The following is a 17094-nucleotide window of genomic DNA, read 5'->3' as shown; positions in this document are numbered from 1 at the left end:
TTAACATGGGTAGAACTACAGGCAAAGCCTCACTGAATGATAACCACCTACTGAAGTAGGTGGTTTAGGGCTGAAAATAAAAAAGGCTTAGCCGAAGCTAAGCCTTTTTCTATGCTGTTGTTGCTTGGGGTTGATAACGACCCGGCTTGTGGTTCATTGCCAGAATCAAGTTGGTCGCGACTGCGCCCATTACCGACAGAGCAATCAGCGAAATATCGACAATAAACAAAGACATGATCACAATCGTACAGTCTAATGCCATCTGCACTTTACCAGCACGAATACCAAATCGTTCTTGCAGAAACAGCGCTAAAATATTGAATCCACCTAAGCTCATCTTGTGACGGAATATCACCAGCATCCCAATACCGATCATCCCTCCGCCAAGAAGCGCCGCATAGAATGGGTCAATGCGTGCAATCTCTATGACATGGTGTAAGTGGTCAACCGCGAATGAAACAATAGTAACGGCAATGAAGGTATTGAGCGTGAATCGCCATCCCATTCGGGTGACGGATAAAATGTAAAACGGCAAGTTGAGCGCAAAGAAGATTTGGCCGAAACTGAAATCACTCACCTTAGTCAGGAAGATTGCCAATCCCGCAGTACCGCCTGTCAGCAGACCGACTTTATTGAAAAAGATAACACCCAGTGAGACCAGAGCACTACCCAAAACAAGCGCAAGTAAGTTTTCGCGCAAACTATGTTCTTTATCCATTTAGACTTCCTATCCATTAGTACCAAAATCGAAATAGACATAACGATGACGTATTTCGATGGGCAATCAGATTCACAAACCGGTGAATCAAACCCGCATAAGATGTCGATTAATGACAAAAATGTCGAGATCTGACAGGAAATCACTTGTAAGGACTGTGTTAAACAAAATGTACACTAGACGCTAAGGTTACTTGGAGCGTTGTGATAAATTGACCACATTTGACTCTGAAGAGGCTGCCGGCTTATTGGCCTTCTCATCCCCCCCACTGCGACCTTTCGCGCTATACATCGCTTCGTCAGCTAAGCTGAGCAATGAATCTTTATCTTTGGTCTGTTCCGGATAATGGCTAACACCAACACTCGCCCCAATAACAAGCGTGTGGCCGTCAAATACAATCGGCTGACTGATGACGTCTATGATTTGCTGAACTTTTTTATCGACAATGGACAGATCGTGAAGCAAGTCTAAGCAGATAACAAACTCATCCCCACCTAAACGACCAACAAAGTCCGACTCGCGTACACTCTCTTCTAATCGCTGCGCAATGTTGACTAACACCACATCACCAGCATCATGACCATAGGTGTCATTAACTTGTTTGAACTCGTCGAGATCAATAAACAGCAACGCCAATTTACAGCCACTGCGATTAGCTTTGATCATCGCATTCTCAAGCTGTTTATCAAATGCGCGGCGGTTCATTAGGTTGGTGAGTGGATCATGTTCGGATAAGAACAGCAGTTGCTCCTGCTTATGTTTGAGCTGTCGAGTCTGTCTGAGCACTTCTTCTTCAAGCTCTTTACGTGTGACCGTCGAGCGACACAACGAGACGGTCATTTGATTAAAAAAGCTGGCGATAACACGAAACTCACTGTCCATTTTTACCGCTTCAACCTTGGTGTCCAATTTCCCCTTAGCAAGATCGATGATCGCTGCTTTCATTGCTTCTGCACCCGATTTAAAACGGAACAAAATTAGCCAAGCGGTGACGCTCACTAAAATGGAACAGATGATCAGCCACGCAGCAGCTGTCGCCATAACACTCTGTAGATTGGTGACATTACGATTCAAGACAAGCTGATGAACGTAAGCAAGCTCCTCTGTCATGTTTTGCACGATCATGTTGTAGCGCGAATGCAGCAGGTTACGTGCATTGATATCGTCAGAATCCGTTTCTTTGCGTCTACCAGAACCATCAAAATAGAGCTCTTTTTCTTGCAGTAGCAAAATATGAAGGCTTCGGTTCATGTGTTGAATGTTGTCGAGGAGAATGTTGCTACTCTTATAAGCGGTGAGTTTAGTGTCCAACTCAGCGTGTGCGATCTCGACCTGATGCAAACTTGGCTGGTCACCAAACTGTTTAAACACCCATAATTGGCTGCGTAATAAATCGACGCACAGTTGTAGCTCAATAAGCTGATCCAGCTCGAATTTCGTTAGCTTCTGTTCGGCATGTATCTTTGAGAAAGAGATAACAATGAATAACGTCAACATCATCGTTGTCGTTGAAAGGATAAACATTTTCTTGAACAGAGAATCCAACATAGCGTCAATCCCTCAGTTCCATCGCTTGCTGATACGGATAAGGGTAAAGTAGCTCTCTGAAATCCGGCGGCGAGTTTTCGACTAACCCCATTTCAATCGCCCAGCGAGATTGTAATTGCAAGTTTGAGAGTAGCGAATTACCCAAGGATAAGCGAAACAGGTAGTCCTGCCATGTCCACTTGACTTGGCTAGGCGGAAGGTCAAGTCGTGTCGCGATCATCGCAATCGCCTCCTCTGGGTTGCTGTTTATCCATTCAATCGCCTTATCAAGAGCCTGTAGTAAGCGGGTCGGCTCATCACCAACAAACTCTAGATAAGGTGAGCGAGCAATCAGGTTAAATGACAATTGATAGATCCCTTTAACCCCTAGATTCGCGACATCCGCAACAGAGAATAAATCCGCTTCAAAGCCCATTGGTTCCCATGCCGATATTGCATCAACTCGATACGAAAGCAGTGCCGGTACCATCTCGTGTGGTTGCAAATAGACTTTCTCTACGGGCATATGCTTGAGATTGTTGCTGATAAGTACCGAGTCGAAATAGAACTCACTGGCCGTGCCCTTGATAATGCCTACCCTACGACCTTCCAACTCGTTGACGCTGTGAATACTGGCAGGCACGAGTGTGAGAAGTTTGAGGTCGTTGTCTGATTCAACAAAGCTGACAAGCAAAGAAAGATCATCACGCTGAAAGCTTTGGAACATCACAACAGACTCCGATGCCGTTGCATAGTCAACATTGCGATCTAGCATCAGGTTTGTACAAGCGGCACCACTCGAACAAGGGTGTAAGCTGACATCTAGATTAAAGGATTTAAAAAAGCCCAGTTGGTCAGCAACCAAAAAAGGCGATGATAAGGGTGTTAGAGAAACCCCTATTCTTATTTTTGAAGAGGTCGTCATCTGACTCATCTTCACTTCGTTTATCACGCCCCAAGCTACCGCGCACAACATAAGCACAGAAACACTAAGCGCCAATTTATTATTCTTTATAAACGGTATCATTGGCAGATCCATTCGCATAAGAAACCTAGCACATATAAATTTAGCCTATGAATTAAAAAAGTGAATCAAGAGCTCAAGTTTTCCAGATTGTCATGAATAATTTCTTTAAAACTTAACGCCAGTTCACAAAAACCAGCCCTTCCGACCCGCAAGCGATATCCGCCAGTTCGTCTTACCTGTTCTCTTTTTCTCCATGCTTCCGGTTATATCTGTGTACAGATTCACTTGACGAATGATCACTATTCCTAGGCAGCGGAATTTGTTTTAATTGCCAGTCTAAATCGACCAACGGAGCCATGTTTTGTTACACGAGATCTATATTGCAGGCGGATGTTTATGGGGTGTGCAAGAGTTTATGCGCCATTTACCCGGCGTTGTCACCACTGAAGCTGGTAGAGCCAATGGCACCTCAAGCACAACCTCGGGGCAATATGATGGCTACGCAGAATGTGTTCGTACTGAGTTCGATCCTGAATTGCTCTCTGTTGAACAGTTAATGGATTATCTGTTCGAGATTATCGATCCTTATAGCGTTAACCAGCAAGGAGAAGACATCGGTAAGAAGTATCGTACCGGTGTTTACAGCCGAGATGAGCAGCACTTAAATCAAGCCCGCCAGTACATTGCTGCGCGTCCTGACAGCAAGAAAATTGCAGTTGAAGTGATGCTGCTGACCAATTACGTCAAGAGCGATGACGAGCACCAAGATCGATTAACTCGATTTCCAAATGACTACTGTCACATTCCCGTCAATGTGCTGCATAAATATCGTAAGTAGTTAGCAGAGCAACCGCGCGTGAATCAACTGACATTGACGTTATAAGCGACATTACCCTGTTTTAATGATTTAAGATCCAGTAAGTTAGTCTAAGTTGTATAACGCTATTCAAGGATTGAAATGTTTCAACAAGTGGTCGGGATTCTCTTCCCTGTGTTCGCGCTGATTGCCGTTGGCTTTTCCGTTGGTAGATGGCTTAAACCCGACTTTAGGCCGATTAACCGTATAAATATGGATGCGTTCACCCCTGCGTTGGTATTTTCATCGCTGGTCGCTATGCCTCTGGATACTGAGCAAGTGCCGCTTTTAAGCGCTGCCGCCATCGCGGTGCTGTTACCTGGCATCCTCATGCTTCCCGTGTGCAAACTCACCAAGATAAACTATAAAGCTTGGGCGCCTCCACACATGTTTCGTAACAGTGGCAACCTCGCTATCCCGTTGTTCACTTACACTTTCGGAGGCAGTGCGCTCGGGTCAGCGGTTTTGCTGTTTGTGGTTTCGGCTTGCCTACATATTAGCCTCGGTTTAGCACTCCTCAGTGAAGGTAACCCTTTCAAACAGATCGTAAAGATGCCGATCTTTATCGCGGCAAGCTTAGCGCTAATCCTTAACGTTTCCGATATCGGTGTATGGACACCACTCTATGAAGCGACCTCGTTACTCGGTCAGGCGGCTGTTCCTGTCATGCTGCTTTCGCTTGGAGCACAGATGTGTAACCTCAGGTTGAGCGGCATAAAAGTGGGAATCTTATGTACGTTGCAATCACTGGCAACCGGTGCAGCTGCTTTCATGGTGATCTATCTATTCATTCCTCTACCGCCGATGCAGCTACAAATGATGGTGCTCTTTACCATGCTACCACCAGCGGTGATGAACTATCTGTTTGCTGAGCGCTTTCAGATAGAGCCAACGAAAGTCGCGTCAATGGTGCTGTTCAGTAACTTCTTTAGTGTGCTGACACTGCCAATGTTACTCGGGTTCGCCCTCTCCTTGTGACCACTCTTCAGGGTTGGTGAGCATGGTTTTACCTTTGAACGTTTCAGCACGAATATCTTGAGGGTTGTAGATAGCACAGGATTCCATAGACAAACAACCACAGCCGATACAGCCACCTAGATCATCTTGAAGAGCTTTAAGCTGCTGAATTCTGTGCTCCAAACGCTCTTTCCATCCGGATGCCATCTGCTCCCATTCCTGACGGCTAGGAGCCTGATGCTTAGGCAAATGACCCAGTGACTCCGCAATTTCCTCCAGCGTTAGTCCGACTTCCTGAGCGGCTTTAATCACTGCGATACGCCTCAGTACGCTGCGATGATAGCGACGTTGATTGCCCTGATTTCTCCAACTGAAGATCAATCCCTTTTGCTCATAGAAGTGTAGCGCTGAGACTTTGACTTGCGCTCTTTTCGCCACTTCTCCCACACTCATTTCCATATTGCACTCCAAAAAAAATTAAAATTCGCGCTTTACCTCAAGTTAACTTGAGGTTTTACAGTAGCACTAACTCAGTCAGATTACATAAGGATATTTCGATGAGACTAGTGACGAAAAATAGAACTTTGCCTTACCTTTCAGGGCGCTTTTTTGATGGTATTTCATCCGGTCTTTTCATGATGGCTTTGCCGTGGGTCATGTTAAGCACACCCGATATGGGAACATTCATTGCCTTGGTTGCGCTTACCTGTACCGCAACATCATTTGTCCTCACGCCATTTTTTGCGACCTTAATTGATCGTCACTCACGGAAATTATTGCTGATCCTTGTTCAAGTGGTTCAGTCTCTCACCGCAACCATCGTATTGGTCGCATACCTTATTAATCTCGACTCTCACTGGCTCCTCGCCGGTGCTCAATTGGTGTTTTGGGTCAGTAGCAATTTAGCCTGGTCGACGAACAACGCGTTTACCCAAGAGAACTATCAGCGTCATGAATATGCTTCTATTTCAGGTAAGCAAGAGATTGTAATGCAGGCGACAACCCTTGGTGCTGGTGCATTAGGCGTCATGTTACTGCAAAGATGGGGAATGGTCGAATTTGCAACGTTTGCCGCCATTGCATCGGCTATCGCTGCTGTGAGTTACATTGTCACACCATATCAACAGCAACTGCGTAGCAACAACCAAAACTCTTTTGTCGAACAGATGAAAGAGAGTCGTACCATCTTTGCTCAACAGCCACACTTCTATGCTTTTCTGCTGATGTCATGCCTTTCTTATCCAATTCTCACTTTCTTAGGAAAACTTGTCCCAATTTGGTTTGCTGAGAATGACATTTCCGGAGACTGGTATGCGGGCTATAACATCGCCTTTGGTTTTGGTTCTTTGCTGACGGGTATATTCGTCAGCAGACTGCTCTCACTCAGCTCACATCAAACGACCATGCAATACTCAATGGCGCTCGTAGCGGCGTCCTTAGTGGGTATGAGCATCGCGACACACCCAATGTACATCCTTATGATGACGTTAGTGTTTGGATTTTTTAATGCCTTAAATCGTATTGCTCGCACTAATTGGATGCATCATACGATTGATGTCAGTCAGCGTGGCAGAGTCGAGGGTGGATTGGTGCTATTCTCCACATCTGTACAAAGTGTCAGTTACATCCTGATTGCGTATTTGGCGCGATACGATATGACTCATTGGGGCTTTGCTATTGCAGCGTTTACTATGTTTTTCGCGGTATTGGTCATGTCTCAACTCAACCGCTCCCGCGCTTTACAAGCTCAAATTGCCAACTGAACCCATATTGTCTCTCTCCAATTAAAAACCAAAGAGGTACACGGAGGTACCTCTTATATTTTCAGCCAATAGCAAATGAACTAAGAGAGTTTAAAGCGAGCGACGATATCACTCAGTGTCTGATTCATATCTGAAATTCTTTGCGCCTCTTCTAATGCTTGTTGTCCATTGGCATCCAACTCACCAACAATGTCATTGATTGCGCTCATATTGCGGCTTAACTCTTGAGTTACGCTACTTTGCTCTTCTGCGGCTGTCGCGATTTGGGTACTGAGGTCGTTTATATCCGTCACAAATTGACTCATCACATCGAGACTTTCTGCCACTTCACCAGCCCCTTGCGCAGTTTGGGCGCACTTCTGTTTGGTCGATTCCATCGAATCCACCACGGATTGGCTGCCACGTAACAAGCTTGCTAACGCCGCTTCAATTTCTTCAGTACTGGTTTTGGTTCGGCTAGCAAGGTTGCGCACCTCGTCGGCCACCACAGCAAAACCACGCCCCTGCTCCCCTGCGCGTGCCGCCTCAATGGCTGCATTTAGCGCCAATAAATTGGTCTGTTCAGCGATATCGCCAATCACACCAAGGATGGTATTAATTCCATCCGTCTCGGCCGCCATATTATTTACGTTTCCAGATGCCGTGCTTACGTCTTCGACTAACTCTTGAACATTTTTCTGCGCTTGTGTCACGGTATTCTTAGAAGCGCTACTCGCCTCACTCGCTTTATGAGTCAATTGCGCCGTATTCGCCGCATCCGTTGCCATCGAATCAGCCGTAGAGTTCATTTCCTCAATGGCTGTCACCACTTGTTCTGTCTCTTGAACATGATTTTGGAGAATAACGCTATTCCTCTGACTCTGATCTTTCATCCGATCGACATTCTCATTGAGATTTTCCGTCATCTGGCGAATCTCTAACATCATGGTCTGCAGGCTACCGATAAAGGAGTTAACACTTTCCGAGATCTCTCCCAAGTCGTCTTTCGTTTTGACTTCGATGCGCTGAGTGAGATCGCCGTTTCCTTGGCTCAGACCAAGCATGGTCTGTTTTAATACTAAAATGGGTCGGTAAAGAACCTGCATAATTAGCATTGCTAGTATGACACTCACCATGGTTGCTATGGATGCCGTGGCGATCGCGGCTTGTTTCGCCGAAACCAAATCAGAGAAAACAACTTCTTTGTCCAGCCCAGTAACGAAGTACCAACTTTTACCTGCAACATTGATTTTGTGCGAAAAAAATAGTTTTTCGACGGAGTCAATCTGACCTTCAAATACCGCCTCATTCACTCCGATTGACTGGCGAGCAACGTTTGCCAACCAAGCGTATTTGTCTGCCTTCTCTCCTGCTTTAACCAGAGAGAGAGAAGAAGCCAGAACGGTATTATCGTGATTAAGGATCATCGCGAAGGCACCAGGAATATCGTTGGCACTTTTAACGATTTCGTTGAGAAACCCTAGCTGCATATCAACTGAGATCATGCCACTCAGTGTCTTGCGCACTATCGACACCCAGTAGGTGTCCCCGTCACTGCTTAAATAGGGCTCCGTCATTGCGGCCGTTGGACTTTGTCTTCCGAGCTGATACCAACTTCGAGTTGTAACGTCACCATTGTATTTGTGATTCGGCCACGTGTTTGCTGTCTGGTTCCAGTAGGCATCACCATTGGTAAATGCCACCACAGAACTGTTAAGGTTCATTCCACCAGCTATCAAGTGAGTCAAATCAATGAACTCTTGTTCACTGCCTGTGATGGGTTGATTCGCAAACAACGCCCCAACTTTGTCCAAACCCGCCACTTTTTCATTCAGTTTGCCACCGACCTGCTCAGCTTGAGCTTTGACATACTCCTGATTGCTTCTAGTGATCAGATCAACCAATGTCTCTTTCTGCTTAATGTATGAAACATAGCTCGACACCGTCACAGAAAACACCACCAGTGCGATGATCGATATAAGCAGTAACTTCCTAAATCCTAAATTTCTCATTACAAATTCCTTATTCACTCTATTGCCATAACGACTACAGAGCAGAGCCAATCACTCGAATTTATTATTAAATCTGTAAGTAAATTGTGGTAGGAATATGGTAAAGATCCAGCCTAGAACGCGAGTTCATGACGCATGATTGTCATTTCTTGGTTTGACAAGCATAAAATCGCCATCAGGCATAAAAAAAGCAGCCCCTAGAGCTGCTATCTGCGTAACTCGCTGAGCTTACATATCAAGAGACATGCCTATTTGACTCAATTTGCTTCGGAATTCATCAACGCTAGAGGCTTCATAGGTTGGTGAGCCGTTAAAGTACCTTGGTTTTTCTGGCAGCATTGCATTTTTTAGCGCTTTTTCTTGGTCAAGATCATCATGATAAACCGTAACTCGATTAGGGATGTCTTGTTGGAATCTCGCCATTGTGTTCTCCTTTCATCTGACGTTTAAATCACTATTAAGCGTAGAAAAACCCTTGCCAGAGTCAAAGTGAACTTTTGTTGCACATAACCAATAGTCATTGAAGTAACGCTATGATTAATAAAATGTTATTGGACATTAAACCTCGATCATTATGACTCAAATAAGTCTAATTCTGTGAGCTTTTTCCAACTAATCGCATTGTTCTTTCATAAATCACTCAATACATTACCACGCAACCGAGCTATTTCGTTTGGGAACTAATCCACACCAAGCTGAGAATTGCCGACCATTTTGAAACTGTTTGCCAGAGCCTACTTCACTAATAATTTCAGCAGTCAAAATCGGACCAAAATCAGGGATATTCTTAACTGCCTCATACCTTGGATGTTGTTGGCTCAATCTGGTTATGCTTTGAGTAACTTCATCAATTTCGTCGCTGATATTGATAAAGTTACAGTGCAGTGTTTGCAGTAAGCTTCTCATAACATTAGACAATTGATTCTCAGCATCTTCAATCGCTAACGGCAAATGACTCCGCAGTGATTTAATAGACAAAGGGAAAACCACTCCGTACTCAGCGGCAAGTCCTCTGATCTGGTAACTTGGAAGTGCCCCAAAATCATTCAGTAATCACATCCTGACCACTTTCCCATGCCAGTTCTTGACCTACTTTCCTTAATAACAGATTATGAGCCTAGTTGAGCATTTGCGACTAAGGAGTTAATTTTCAGTGGAAGATAAAAAGCCATACTTATATTTGAACGCATTCTTGGCAAAGAATGAACATGCTTCGCTGCAAACAGACGATTATCTAAAAGGGTCATCTCAGGTTAACGCTTATGAAATTGATGGTAAACATGAGATTGAAGGAAAACTATTTGTAAAAATCCCGACAGAGAAAAAGCCGAAATGGAGTGTTTTTACTGAGGATATTACTGGTGTTACATTAGATGAACTTTCAAATCGTTCTAGCTCAGCAGTTCTTATTATAAAAACAGCCAAAGCTACAATGGCTTTTACTTTCGGTTATGGCCGATTCTTGATAGATACAAAATATTTTGTGCATGATTTTGGAATAAAAACTGCGCTCAATACACTTAATCATGATAGTTTGCGCAGCGTTGACCTTTTCACACTAGAAGATCAAGCAGTACAGAAAAAGTCGCAAGCTTCTAGAGAGTCTTCTGTTGGTGTATTTGGTATTGATATTTCGAGAGATGTTCTTAGAGCTGTTACAGGTTCACCCAAAAATGGCGTGGATCTAAAAAACATCTCAGGAGGTGACGCTGTTTATTCATTTGGTATAGAAATGGATGTGGATGAAATATCCCAACTGGTTGATTTGCTTTTTGGTTACTATACAAACGACTCGTATAAAAATAATTTTTCGTGGGTTGATAATATAAGAAAGGTCAAAGAGAAATCTGAAATTGATCACTTAGATAGAAAGTTAATCGATAAGATTAAAGCAAAAAGTTCTGAAATAACTATAACTATTCCAGAAATTGCTCAATGGGATAGTATCTATGGGTTTAGCTATACTCGTACTAAAAATTCCATAAAACCAACGATTGAGCCGAAAGTATACCTTGATAACATAGATCTCGCTACGATTTCTGTTGACTCAATCAAGCGAGACAGATTATTTGTTTACGACGTACATGAAAATGAGTCTGAGCACCAAATATACAAGTGCATCTATTTTGAGCATAAGGAAACAGATAAAACCTACATATTATTTGCAGGGTTATGGTATGAAATCGACAATAGTTTCATGACTAGAGTCGACACTACATTGGGGCAAATAAATGTATCGCCTTTAGCCTTTCCTAAGGTGTATGTTTGGGATGAAATCAAAGACGGAAAAACAAAATCAAAGATTGAATCAGAAGGTGATTATAACGAACGAGCTTCAACTAGTCATGGTTATCATTTGCTCGATAAAAAGTTGATAAAGAGTAATAGAACCACTTCACCTATCGAACTGTGTGATTTAATGACAGATAGCAACCAGTTTATTCATGTTAAACATAGAAAAGGCGGATCAGCTGGTTTAAGTCACCTCTTTGCACAAGGTAGTGTCTCTGCTGAGATTTTACTTGGTGACAAAGAATTTAGGAAAAAAGCAAGAACTGTTTTAAAGCGAGTGAGTAGTGGTTTGCAAGATAGTGTTCCACTTAATAGCTTTAAAAGTGATGGCGTTGAAGTTGTTTTTTTGATCTTGGGAGAGGATTCAGCAAGCTTAAAGAGCAATTTGCCGTTCTTTAGTAAAGTTAATCTGTCAAAGGCATTTGAAAACCTATCGCAAAGAGGATTTGAAGTAAGTATTGCAGGTGTAGGAACGGAGCCAAAACCTAATGCATAACAAGAGCAATCAATAGACAAACTAGTCGCTTAGTCTTTAGTTTTCTGCTGTTGCAAGCGTTATGGCGCAGGGTAAAATTCATCTAAGGGAACTAGAGTGAAAGTAGCCTTGAAATGGCTAAAAGGACTCTTGGCTGTTGAGTATAAAATTGTTGGTGGACTGGCGGCGACGGTTCATCGCGAAAGCCGATCTAATTGACATGCAAGAACTAACTTTGAATTCAGGGACATAACAAACGGTTAAGGCGCAACATACCTTTTCAAATCTGATAGAAACCTTTTAGGGCAACTGACCTATCACGTTTCTGCCCAGAATTTTCATAAGTTGAATTTTTACCTGTGGCACATCACTAAGGTGAAAGAGACCCAAAGTGATTTAGTCATTGGTTTATGATTGGTTTCTCTTGTCATTAATTGACCTACATTTTTTAATGGTTAACTATGTGATCTATTTAGTATGATGCGTCAGTTTGGTAAAGTAGAACTAAAAGAGATTTTAGAATAAATGGAAGACTTGTTAAAAAAGGCTACAGGTGGTTTAGAGGGTGTTGCTCTAGATATCGTAAATGCTTCATCTGGGATTCTAAAGAAGAAACTAACCGAAGCATTTGCAATCGAAAGGCTCAAAATATTTCGTGAAAATATTGGAAGGATAGGCTTTGTAAAAACTATTCTGAACCCAGATTCGATTAAAAAACTAGATGATATCTACTTCGATAAAACAGTTGCTTATGACAGTTGCCATTTTGAATTTTTTTCTCAGTTTAGGCGCCCACATGTACTTATCGAGGGTGGGCCTGGCCAAGGTAAGTCTCTTTTCTTGCGTAAGCTTTGTTTAAATGAAGCTAAGGGCAGTTCCCTTATTCCAATATTTATTGAATTTCGTAACTTAAAGTTTGAACGAAGTTTGAGGACTGAGATTATTGAAGCAATAAACGAGCTTGGTGTTAGTCTCGACTCAGGCATGTTTGACTTTGTTGCAAAATCTAATAAGGTAGTTTTGTTTCTTGATGGGTTCGATGAAATACCAAATGACTCTAGAAGAAAAGCAGCCAGAGAACTCGAGAATATCGGTAGGACATATCCTGATTTAAAGATGTTAATATCATCGAGACCTGATGCGGGTATGGGAGGGTCTTACTATTTTACAAAAATCAAAATAGATCCAATGCCTGTAGCGATACAGAAAGAGTTTATCGAACATATCTACAAATGCCCTCATCAATGTAAAAGTATTAATGACCTTCTTGACAGTAGTACTTTTCTATCAGAAGTAACGGTTTCACCCTTACTTTTGACGCTATTTGCAATTACATATAACTCACGGCAGTTCAAACCAGATAGTTTATCTGAATTTTATAGCCTCATTTTCCCCACTATGCTTTACCGACATGATCGAATGAAAGTAGGTTTCGAACGGGAGCGAAAATCAAACCTTACTGATTTTCAAATGCAAAAAGTATTTGATTTGTTAAGCTTTCTTTCGTTACAGGATAATAATACTCGCTTTAACGCATACGAATTTAGGTCTTATCTAGAACGTGTTATCAAGATTGAAAGATTGGAACAAAACCTCGAAGATCTGTTGATTATAGATATTTCTGATATTACCGCTCTCATTGTGAGAGATGGTTATGATGATTATTCATATACGCATAAAAGTATTCAAGAATATTTTGCAGCTGTATTTATCAATCGATTACCCGAAGAAAAAAAATCTGCATTCTATAGCATGATAATCGAGAAGCAGCACGAGTTTAGAAAGTGGCAGAATTCTTTAGCTTTCTTAGAAACAGTGGATCAAAGAAATTATCTGAAATACTTTCTGATACCTTTTAAGAAAAAATTATTGAGGCTGACTGAAAATCACGGTGTCAAAATGACTTATTCACAAGTAATACAATTACTTGGTGAAGACACAAGAGTCCTTGTTACAGAAGATGGTTTTGTAGAGAAATTTTATTGGGGGGATACTGTCGCATCTGTTCTTTACAAAGCTTATTCGGATTTTGCGAAATCTAAAATGAAGAGCTATCTCGATTCTATCCGTGGCGAAATTTGTGATGTAATTTCTTTCTCAGATACGCAAGACTATGAAAATCATCGCACGGATGATGGTAAGTTTTTAATCCCCTTAGATTATTTGATAAAACATGCAGGTCATCAAATAAATTTGACTTCATTTATTTCTAGAGAATTTGAAAACAGTAGATTTAAACGAGAAGTTACTGAACTTGAAGAAGAGCTTAATCTAGTCGATGTCTATACAGATGAGATTTTACCATTCTAGACAATCGTATACGGCTCGTTTAAGGTATTCAAAATACTTTTACTAATCTGATGAAAACCGCTTAGGGTAATTTCCTAAATGGTTTCTGTCCAGAAACGTGTTACAGGGCCTTAACTACTAAGGGCGACCGATGCGACATTAGCTCACCAAAGCAAGCTGCTAATAATTAGGGGTTACACGGCAGTTGGATCTATGATGCGGTAAATAATTTTCCGGAGATTTTAAGCCGATGATTGATTGACCCAAAGCAATGCCATCAACTGCCAAATAGCGCTGTATAGAGCATTGCCTAAAGGCCGTAAGAATCAGCGTTCTACCCGAACAAACTGTCACCATCCATCGCCGAAGGTGTACTCTGACTCAGCAAAGGAGCCATGGGTATTAGCAACTGACTTACCAACGGCAGCTCGTACTCCCAAGCAGTTGGTGAGGCTTTACGCAAAGCGCATGCAGATAGAGGAAACCTTCTTAGCAACGGCCATGGCTCTAGCTGATCAGCTCTTAAAAGATGGCTATGCACTGGCGGATTTATAAGGGGATCCCTCAGAGTTTAGTATTTCATTAAACCAATTTGGTGCCTCACTCATATTTACACCATCTAAGCTAAATATAACCTTTTCAAACTTAGAATTTTTTATAGAGACCACTACATACTTTCCAACACCATTAGTTACTAAAAAAGCAGATAAATTAGACTTAAGAGTAAAGCTACCAGCTTTATATCTAAATATACTCACTCCATTGTTTCTATACTTTATTTGGTTGTTAAAAATAAGCTCGTCAACAATTTCGATATTTATAATGCTATCTTTACTTGCAGTGTAAGACCATATCAAGCCATCAATTGATAAACCGTCCTCAGATATGGTTACTTTGCTTGTATTAATCTGATATATAATACCTAGATACACACAAGCCACCAAGACAAAAATCAGTCCATTCAAGCTAAAAAAATCAGATTTAGAGATAGTCAAGTAAAGAGCAGAGATAAAAATTGCACTAATCACGACATTACTTAAATATCCCGCAGATATGTTTTGTGTCATTGTCCAACTCCAGCATTATCTTCAATTATACGATTCATCGCACTAATAACATTGTCATATTCAGGCCCCTGAATGCTAATAAGACCAAGAGCCAACGAAGCGTCTATTGCTGCTTTTGCTTCTTCTTTTTTCATTTCAATAAATGCTTTAGAGGCCAAAGTAGTATTGCCAACCTCATCTGCGAATGACTTAATAGCTGAGTAATTGTCAGCAGGCATATGGCAACCATTATTCGCGCAACTACCTCCACCACCAGCCCCCCCACCAACAGTAAAGGCAGCACTAGTCGCAACATAAACTCCTGTCGCTGCCACTACGTAAACAGCTCCAGCAACCAGTGCTACTCCAGCGATGACAACTGCAACACCTGCCACAACTTTCGTTTCATTTTGTACAGCCTTAGATAAGAACTCATAATCATTTGGAGTGGATACTTTCGCAAACATACTTGCCGTTCTTCCTCTGACATTTTTATTTTTAATTAGTACGTCTCTCATTTGTTCAGACATTTGACTACTGGCATTTCCATTAGTAATACCTCTATTTGTTAGTTCTGATAAAAGAGAGTAGTAATCACCAGCTGAAGCCATCTCTTTTAAATAAGGATCACTAAGTGCCGCTATCAGTTTATGTTCATAAGTGGCACCAATGCTTTTTTTTACATCAGTATTTATTTCTGAATTATTAAACTTCCTCATGTAAGAAGACGCGTTATTTACTTCTTTCCACATGTTTTCCAACTTCCCTAAATCTTCCCAAACATCTTGAGGTAAATTGGTTTGGCTCAGTTTTAGTTTTAACGCTGAGTCAATATTAACTTCAGGATTATCTTGAATACTTCGTGGTTTTCCAAACTCTCTTTCTTGATCATTGGTCCTATTTAAACCATCAAAAGCTTGAGGTGATGATGCTATCAATGCTGTACCAATAATCCCAAATTGTGTTAATTTTTTTACATCCATCTGACTATCCTGTTAATTCTTGTAGTTTTACTTTATTAATAACTCTAACAACGTGTGATTTGTAATTGATAATTAATGATTTTTTTATTTCTTCATCTTTATAAAGTATTGCACATGCTTGGCAGGGATGATTTATAGTCATTAACTTATCTCTAGAAACTCCAAGATGTTTAAGTATTTGAAAGGCTCCCTCTGTCTTTATCCATATTTTTAAAAAATCATCTATTTGTTTACCATAATTTTCCACTTGACTCATATGGCCAAGATTCATTTCATCAATATGGGACATTGTAATACCACAACAAGCGGCTATTTCTTTATCTGGAGTAACAACCACAGTATCAAACAGGTTGTCACAACCATAATTTAAGCTAGAAACAGTTTGCTCCTCTTGTCTAATTTCATTTTGTTTGTCAAAGCGAACCCATGAGTTCACCTGAATTTTGATGCCTGGTGAATCCTTATCAAGCTCTTTTTGAATAAGACTTTCAGCGCGAAGCCTTTCAAAACAAGAAGACGAATCAGAATCCGTTTCGACTGTAATGAGAGTCGGTATACCAAACTCAGTTAGGGCTTTTACTGCATTAACAATAGTCTTATGATATACATATTTCTGATGTGACTTACCTGTAGATATATTTATTTCACCTATACCTGAATCAACCAGTTTTTGACAATAATCACGAGCTCTAAATAAATTCTTAGCCCAATATGCATTAGTCACACAACGAGTGATAAAGCCCATCTCAGTGCACATAGAAATTAAAGCGAAGAGTTTCTCTTTAAGAATAAAACATTCACCTCCAGTAAAAACAATCAGCTTTATCGAAGGGTATTCCTGACTTGCATTAATGATGAACTCACGGATCTCATCATAGGTAAGAGTTTTGTCTATGCTGGGGCTGCATTCAAAACAACAATCTTCACAAGCCGCTGTGCATCTATAAGTCGTAATTACAGATATAGTCGAAGGGGCAATATTAGTAATAAACATGCAAATAATTCTCAATACCAATTGAGTTTTATAAAACCACACGCACATTGTAAGAGCAAAGGTAGATATTGAATTTGAGATAGATATCACGCAATGAGCTATTGATATTATTGATATATAAAGAAAATTACATAATTGTAAGTTGTGCTTCTTGAAGTAACTCTTTGACTGAAATCCACAACTCATGCTTTTCATTTGTCAGCTAATGAACTTGAATCATGTTTCTGACTCAAGTG

General features: G+C 41.2%; 14 protein-coding genes and 3 pseudogenes. 7 read left to right on the top strand and 10 right to left on the bottom strand.

Annotation, left to right across the window (positions count from 1 at the left end):
• Positions 1 to 109: 109 nt before the first annotated feature.
• From ACQEXR_RS01005 to ACQEXR_RS00995, 3 genes are all read right to left on the bottom strand, one after another.
• Complete coding sequence (locus ACQEXR_RS01005; RefSeq protein ID WP_138971094.1) at positions 110 to 718, bottom strand: YitT family protein; 609 nt, start codon at positions 716 to 718, stop codon at positions 110 to 112.
• Positions 719 to 907: 189 nt separating this feature from the next.
• Positions 908 to 2266: a GGDEF domain-containing protein gene (locus ACQEXR_RS01000; RefSeq protein ID WP_331428538.1), complete on the bottom strand. Its 1359-nt coding sequence runs from the start codon at positions 2264 to 2266 to the stop codon at positions 908 to 910.
• Between the two features lie 4 nt (positions 2267 to 2270).
• Positions 2271 to 3272: an ABC transporter substrate-binding protein gene (locus tag ACQEXR_RS00995; RefSeq protein ID WP_426950042.1), complete on the bottom strand. Its 1002-nt coding sequence runs from the start codon at positions 3270 to 3272 to the stop codon at positions 2271 to 2273.
• A 301-nt stretch (positions 3273 to 3573) separates the two neighbouring features.
• On the opposite strand from ACQEXR_RS00995, the gene ACQEXR_RS00990 reads away from it, so the two are divergent.
• Both ACQEXR_RS00990 and ACQEXR_RS00985 read left to right on the top strand, forming a co-directional pair.
• Entirely contained in the window at positions 3574 to 4050 is a 477-nt protein-coding gene (locus ACQEXR_RS00990) for a peptide-methionine (S)-S-oxide reductase (protein ID WP_427019601.1), read from the top strand.
• Positions 4051 to 4170: 120 nt separating this feature from the next.
• On the top strand, positions 4171 to 5046 hold the full coding sequence (locus tag ACQEXR_RS00985; RefSeq protein ID WP_427019600.1) for an AEC family transporter: 876 nt from the start codon (positions 4171 to 4173) through the stop codon (positions 5044 to 5046).
• On the opposite strand, the gene soxR is transcribed toward ACQEXR_RS00985, so the two are convergent.
• Positions 5020 to 5484 (bottom strand): redox-sensitive transcriptional activator SoxR, encoded by a 465-nt coding sequence (gene soxR / locus ACQEXR_RS00980; RefSeq protein WP_331417822.1) that lies wholly within the window; start codon positions 5482 to 5484, stop codon positions 5020 to 5022. The genes ACQEXR_RS00985 and soxR overlap by 27 nt on opposite strands.
• Before the next feature lie 98 nt (positions 5485 to 5582).
• Between soxR and ACQEXR_RS00975 the strand changes: the two genes are divergently transcribed.
• Complete coding sequence (locus ACQEXR_RS00975; protein WP_427019599.1) at positions 5583 to 6788, top strand: MFS transporter; 1206 nt, start codon at positions 5583 to 5585, stop codon at positions 6786 to 6788.
• A gap of 80 nt (positions 6789 to 6868) precedes the next feature.
• On the opposite strand, the gene ACQEXR_RS00970 is transcribed toward ACQEXR_RS00975, so the two are convergent.
• The 3 genes and pseudogenes from ACQEXR_RS00970 to ACQEXR_RS00960 form a co-directional block, all read right to left on the bottom strand.
• Positions 6869 to 8779 (bottom strand): methyl-accepting chemotaxis protein, encoded by a 1911-nt coding sequence (locus tag ACQEXR_RS00970; protein WP_427019598.1) that lies wholly within the window; start codon positions 8777 to 8779, stop codon positions 6869 to 6871.
• 228 nt (positions 8780 to 9007) lie between these two features.
• Complete coding sequence (locus tag ACQEXR_RS00965) at positions 9008 to 9202, bottom strand: hypothetical protein (RefSeq protein ID WP_138972222.1); 195 nt, start codon at positions 9200 to 9202, stop codon at positions 9008 to 9010.
• 237 nt (positions 9203 to 9439) lie between these two features.
• Positions 9440 to 9799, bottom strand: a pseudogene (locus ACQEXR_RS00960) (transposase); the annotation flags it as partial.
• Positions 9800 to 9932: 133 nt separating this feature from the next.
• On the opposite strand from ACQEXR_RS00960, the gene ACQEXR_RS00955 reads away from it, so the two are divergent.
• From ACQEXR_RS00955 to ACQEXR_RS00940, 4 genes and pseudogenes are all read left to right on the top strand, one after another.
• A complete protein-coding gene (locus ACQEXR_RS00955) occupies positions 9933 to 11567 on the top strand; it encodes a TIGR04141 family sporadically distributed protein (protein ID WP_427019597.1) in 1635 nt (544 codons plus the stop codon).
• Positions 11568 to 11663: 96 nt separating this feature from the next.
• Positions 11664 to 11756, top strand: a pseudogene (locus ACQEXR_RS00950) (MazG-related protein); the annotation flags it as partial.
• A 315-nt stretch (positions 11757 to 12071) separates the two neighbouring features.
• Positions 12072 to 13856 carry an NACHT domain-containing protein gene (locus ACQEXR_RS00945; RefSeq protein WP_427019596.1) on the top strand — a complete coding sequence of 595 codons (1785 nt, stop codon included), beginning with the start codon at positions 12072 to 12074 and terminating at the stop codon, positions 13854 to 13856.
• Between the two features lie 237 nt (positions 13857 to 14093).
• A pseudogene (locus tag ACQEXR_RS00940) lies at positions 14094 to 14324 on the top strand (IS4 family transposase); the annotation flags it as partial.
• Positions 14325 to 14368: 44 nt separating this feature from the next.
• Here ACQEXR_RS00940 and ACQEXR_RS00935 read toward each other — a convergent pair.
• The 3 genes from ACQEXR_RS00935 to ACQEXR_RS00925 are packed head-to-tail and all read right to left on the bottom strand — an operon-like array spanning position 14369 to position 16858.
• Complete coding sequence (locus tag ACQEXR_RS00935; RefSeq protein WP_427019595.1) at positions 14369 to 14902, bottom strand: hypothetical protein; 534 nt, start codon at positions 14900 to 14902, stop codon at positions 14369 to 14371.
• Complete coding sequence (locus ACQEXR_RS00930) at positions 14899 to 15864, bottom strand: hypothetical protein (protein ID WP_427019594.1); 966 nt, start codon at positions 15862 to 15864, stop codon at positions 14899 to 14901. Before ACQEXR_RS00930 ends, ACQEXR_RS00935 begins: the two co-directional genes overlap by 4 nt.
• 4 nt (positions 15865 to 15868) lie before the next feature.
• On the bottom strand, positions 15869 to 16858 hold the full coding sequence (locus ACQEXR_RS00925; protein WP_427019593.1) for a radical SAM protein: 990 nt from the start codon (positions 16856 to 16858) through the stop codon (positions 15869 to 15871).
• Between the last annotated feature and the right edge of the window lie 236 nt (positions 16859 to 17094).

It is taken from the genome of Vibrio sp. TRT 2004 (genome assembly GCF_050113735.1).
Classification (GTDB): Bacteria; Pseudomonadota; Gammaproteobacteria; order Enterobacterales; family Vibrionaceae; genus Vibrio.
This window is presented reverse-complemented; position numbering and strand designations above follow the sequence as displayed.

Bases quoted from the DNA above. Each gene is read 5' to 3' on its own strand.
- ACQEXR_RS01005 (WP_138971094.1), bottom strand. From the start codon at position 718: ATGGATAAAGAACATAGTTTGCGCGAAAACTTACTTGCGCTTGTTTTG.
- ACQEXR_RS01000 (WP_331428538.1), bottom strand. From the start codon at position 2,266: ATGTTGGATTCTCTGTTCAAGAAAATGTTTATCCTTTCAACGACAACG.
- ACQEXR_RS00995 (WP_426950042.1), bottom strand. From the start codon at position 3,272: ATGATACCGTTTATAAAGAATAATAAATTGGCGCTTAGTGTTTCTGTG.
- ACQEXR_RS00985 (WP_427019600.1), top strand. From the start codon at position 4,171: ATGTTTCAACAAGTGGTCGGGATTCTCTTCCCTGTGTTCGCGCTGATT.
- soxR (WP_331417822.1), bottom strand. From the start codon at position 5,484: ATGGAAATGAGTGTGGGAGAAGTGGCGAAAAGAGCGCAAGTCAAAGTC.
- ACQEXR_RS00975 (WP_427019599.1), top strand. From the start codon at position 5,583: ATGAGACTAGTGACGAAAAATAGAACTTTGCCTTACCTTTCAGGGCGC.
- ACQEXR_RS00970 (WP_427019598.1), bottom strand. From the start codon at position 8,779: ATGAGAAATTTAGGATTTAGGAAGTTACTGCTTATATCGATCATCGCA.
- ACQEXR_RS00965 (WP_138972222.1), bottom strand. From the start codon at position 9,202: ATGGCGAGATTCCAACAAGACATCCCTAATCGAGTTACGGTTTATCAT.
- ACQEXR_RS00945 (WP_427019596.1), top strand. From the start codon at position 12,072: ATGGAAGACTTGTTAAAAAAGGCTACAGGTGGTTTAGAGGGTGTTGCT.
- ACQEXR_RS00935 (WP_427019595.1), bottom strand. From the start codon at position 14,902: ATGACACAAAACATATCTGCGGGATATTTAAGTAATGTCGTGATTAGT.
- ACQEXR_RS00930 (WP_427019594.1), bottom strand. From the start codon at position 15,864: ATGGATGTAAAAAAATTAACACAATTTGGGATTATTGGTACAGCATTG.
- ACQEXR_RS00925 (WP_427019593.1), bottom strand. From the start codon at position 16,858: ATGTTTATTACTAATATTGCCCCTTCGACTATATCTGTAATTACGACT.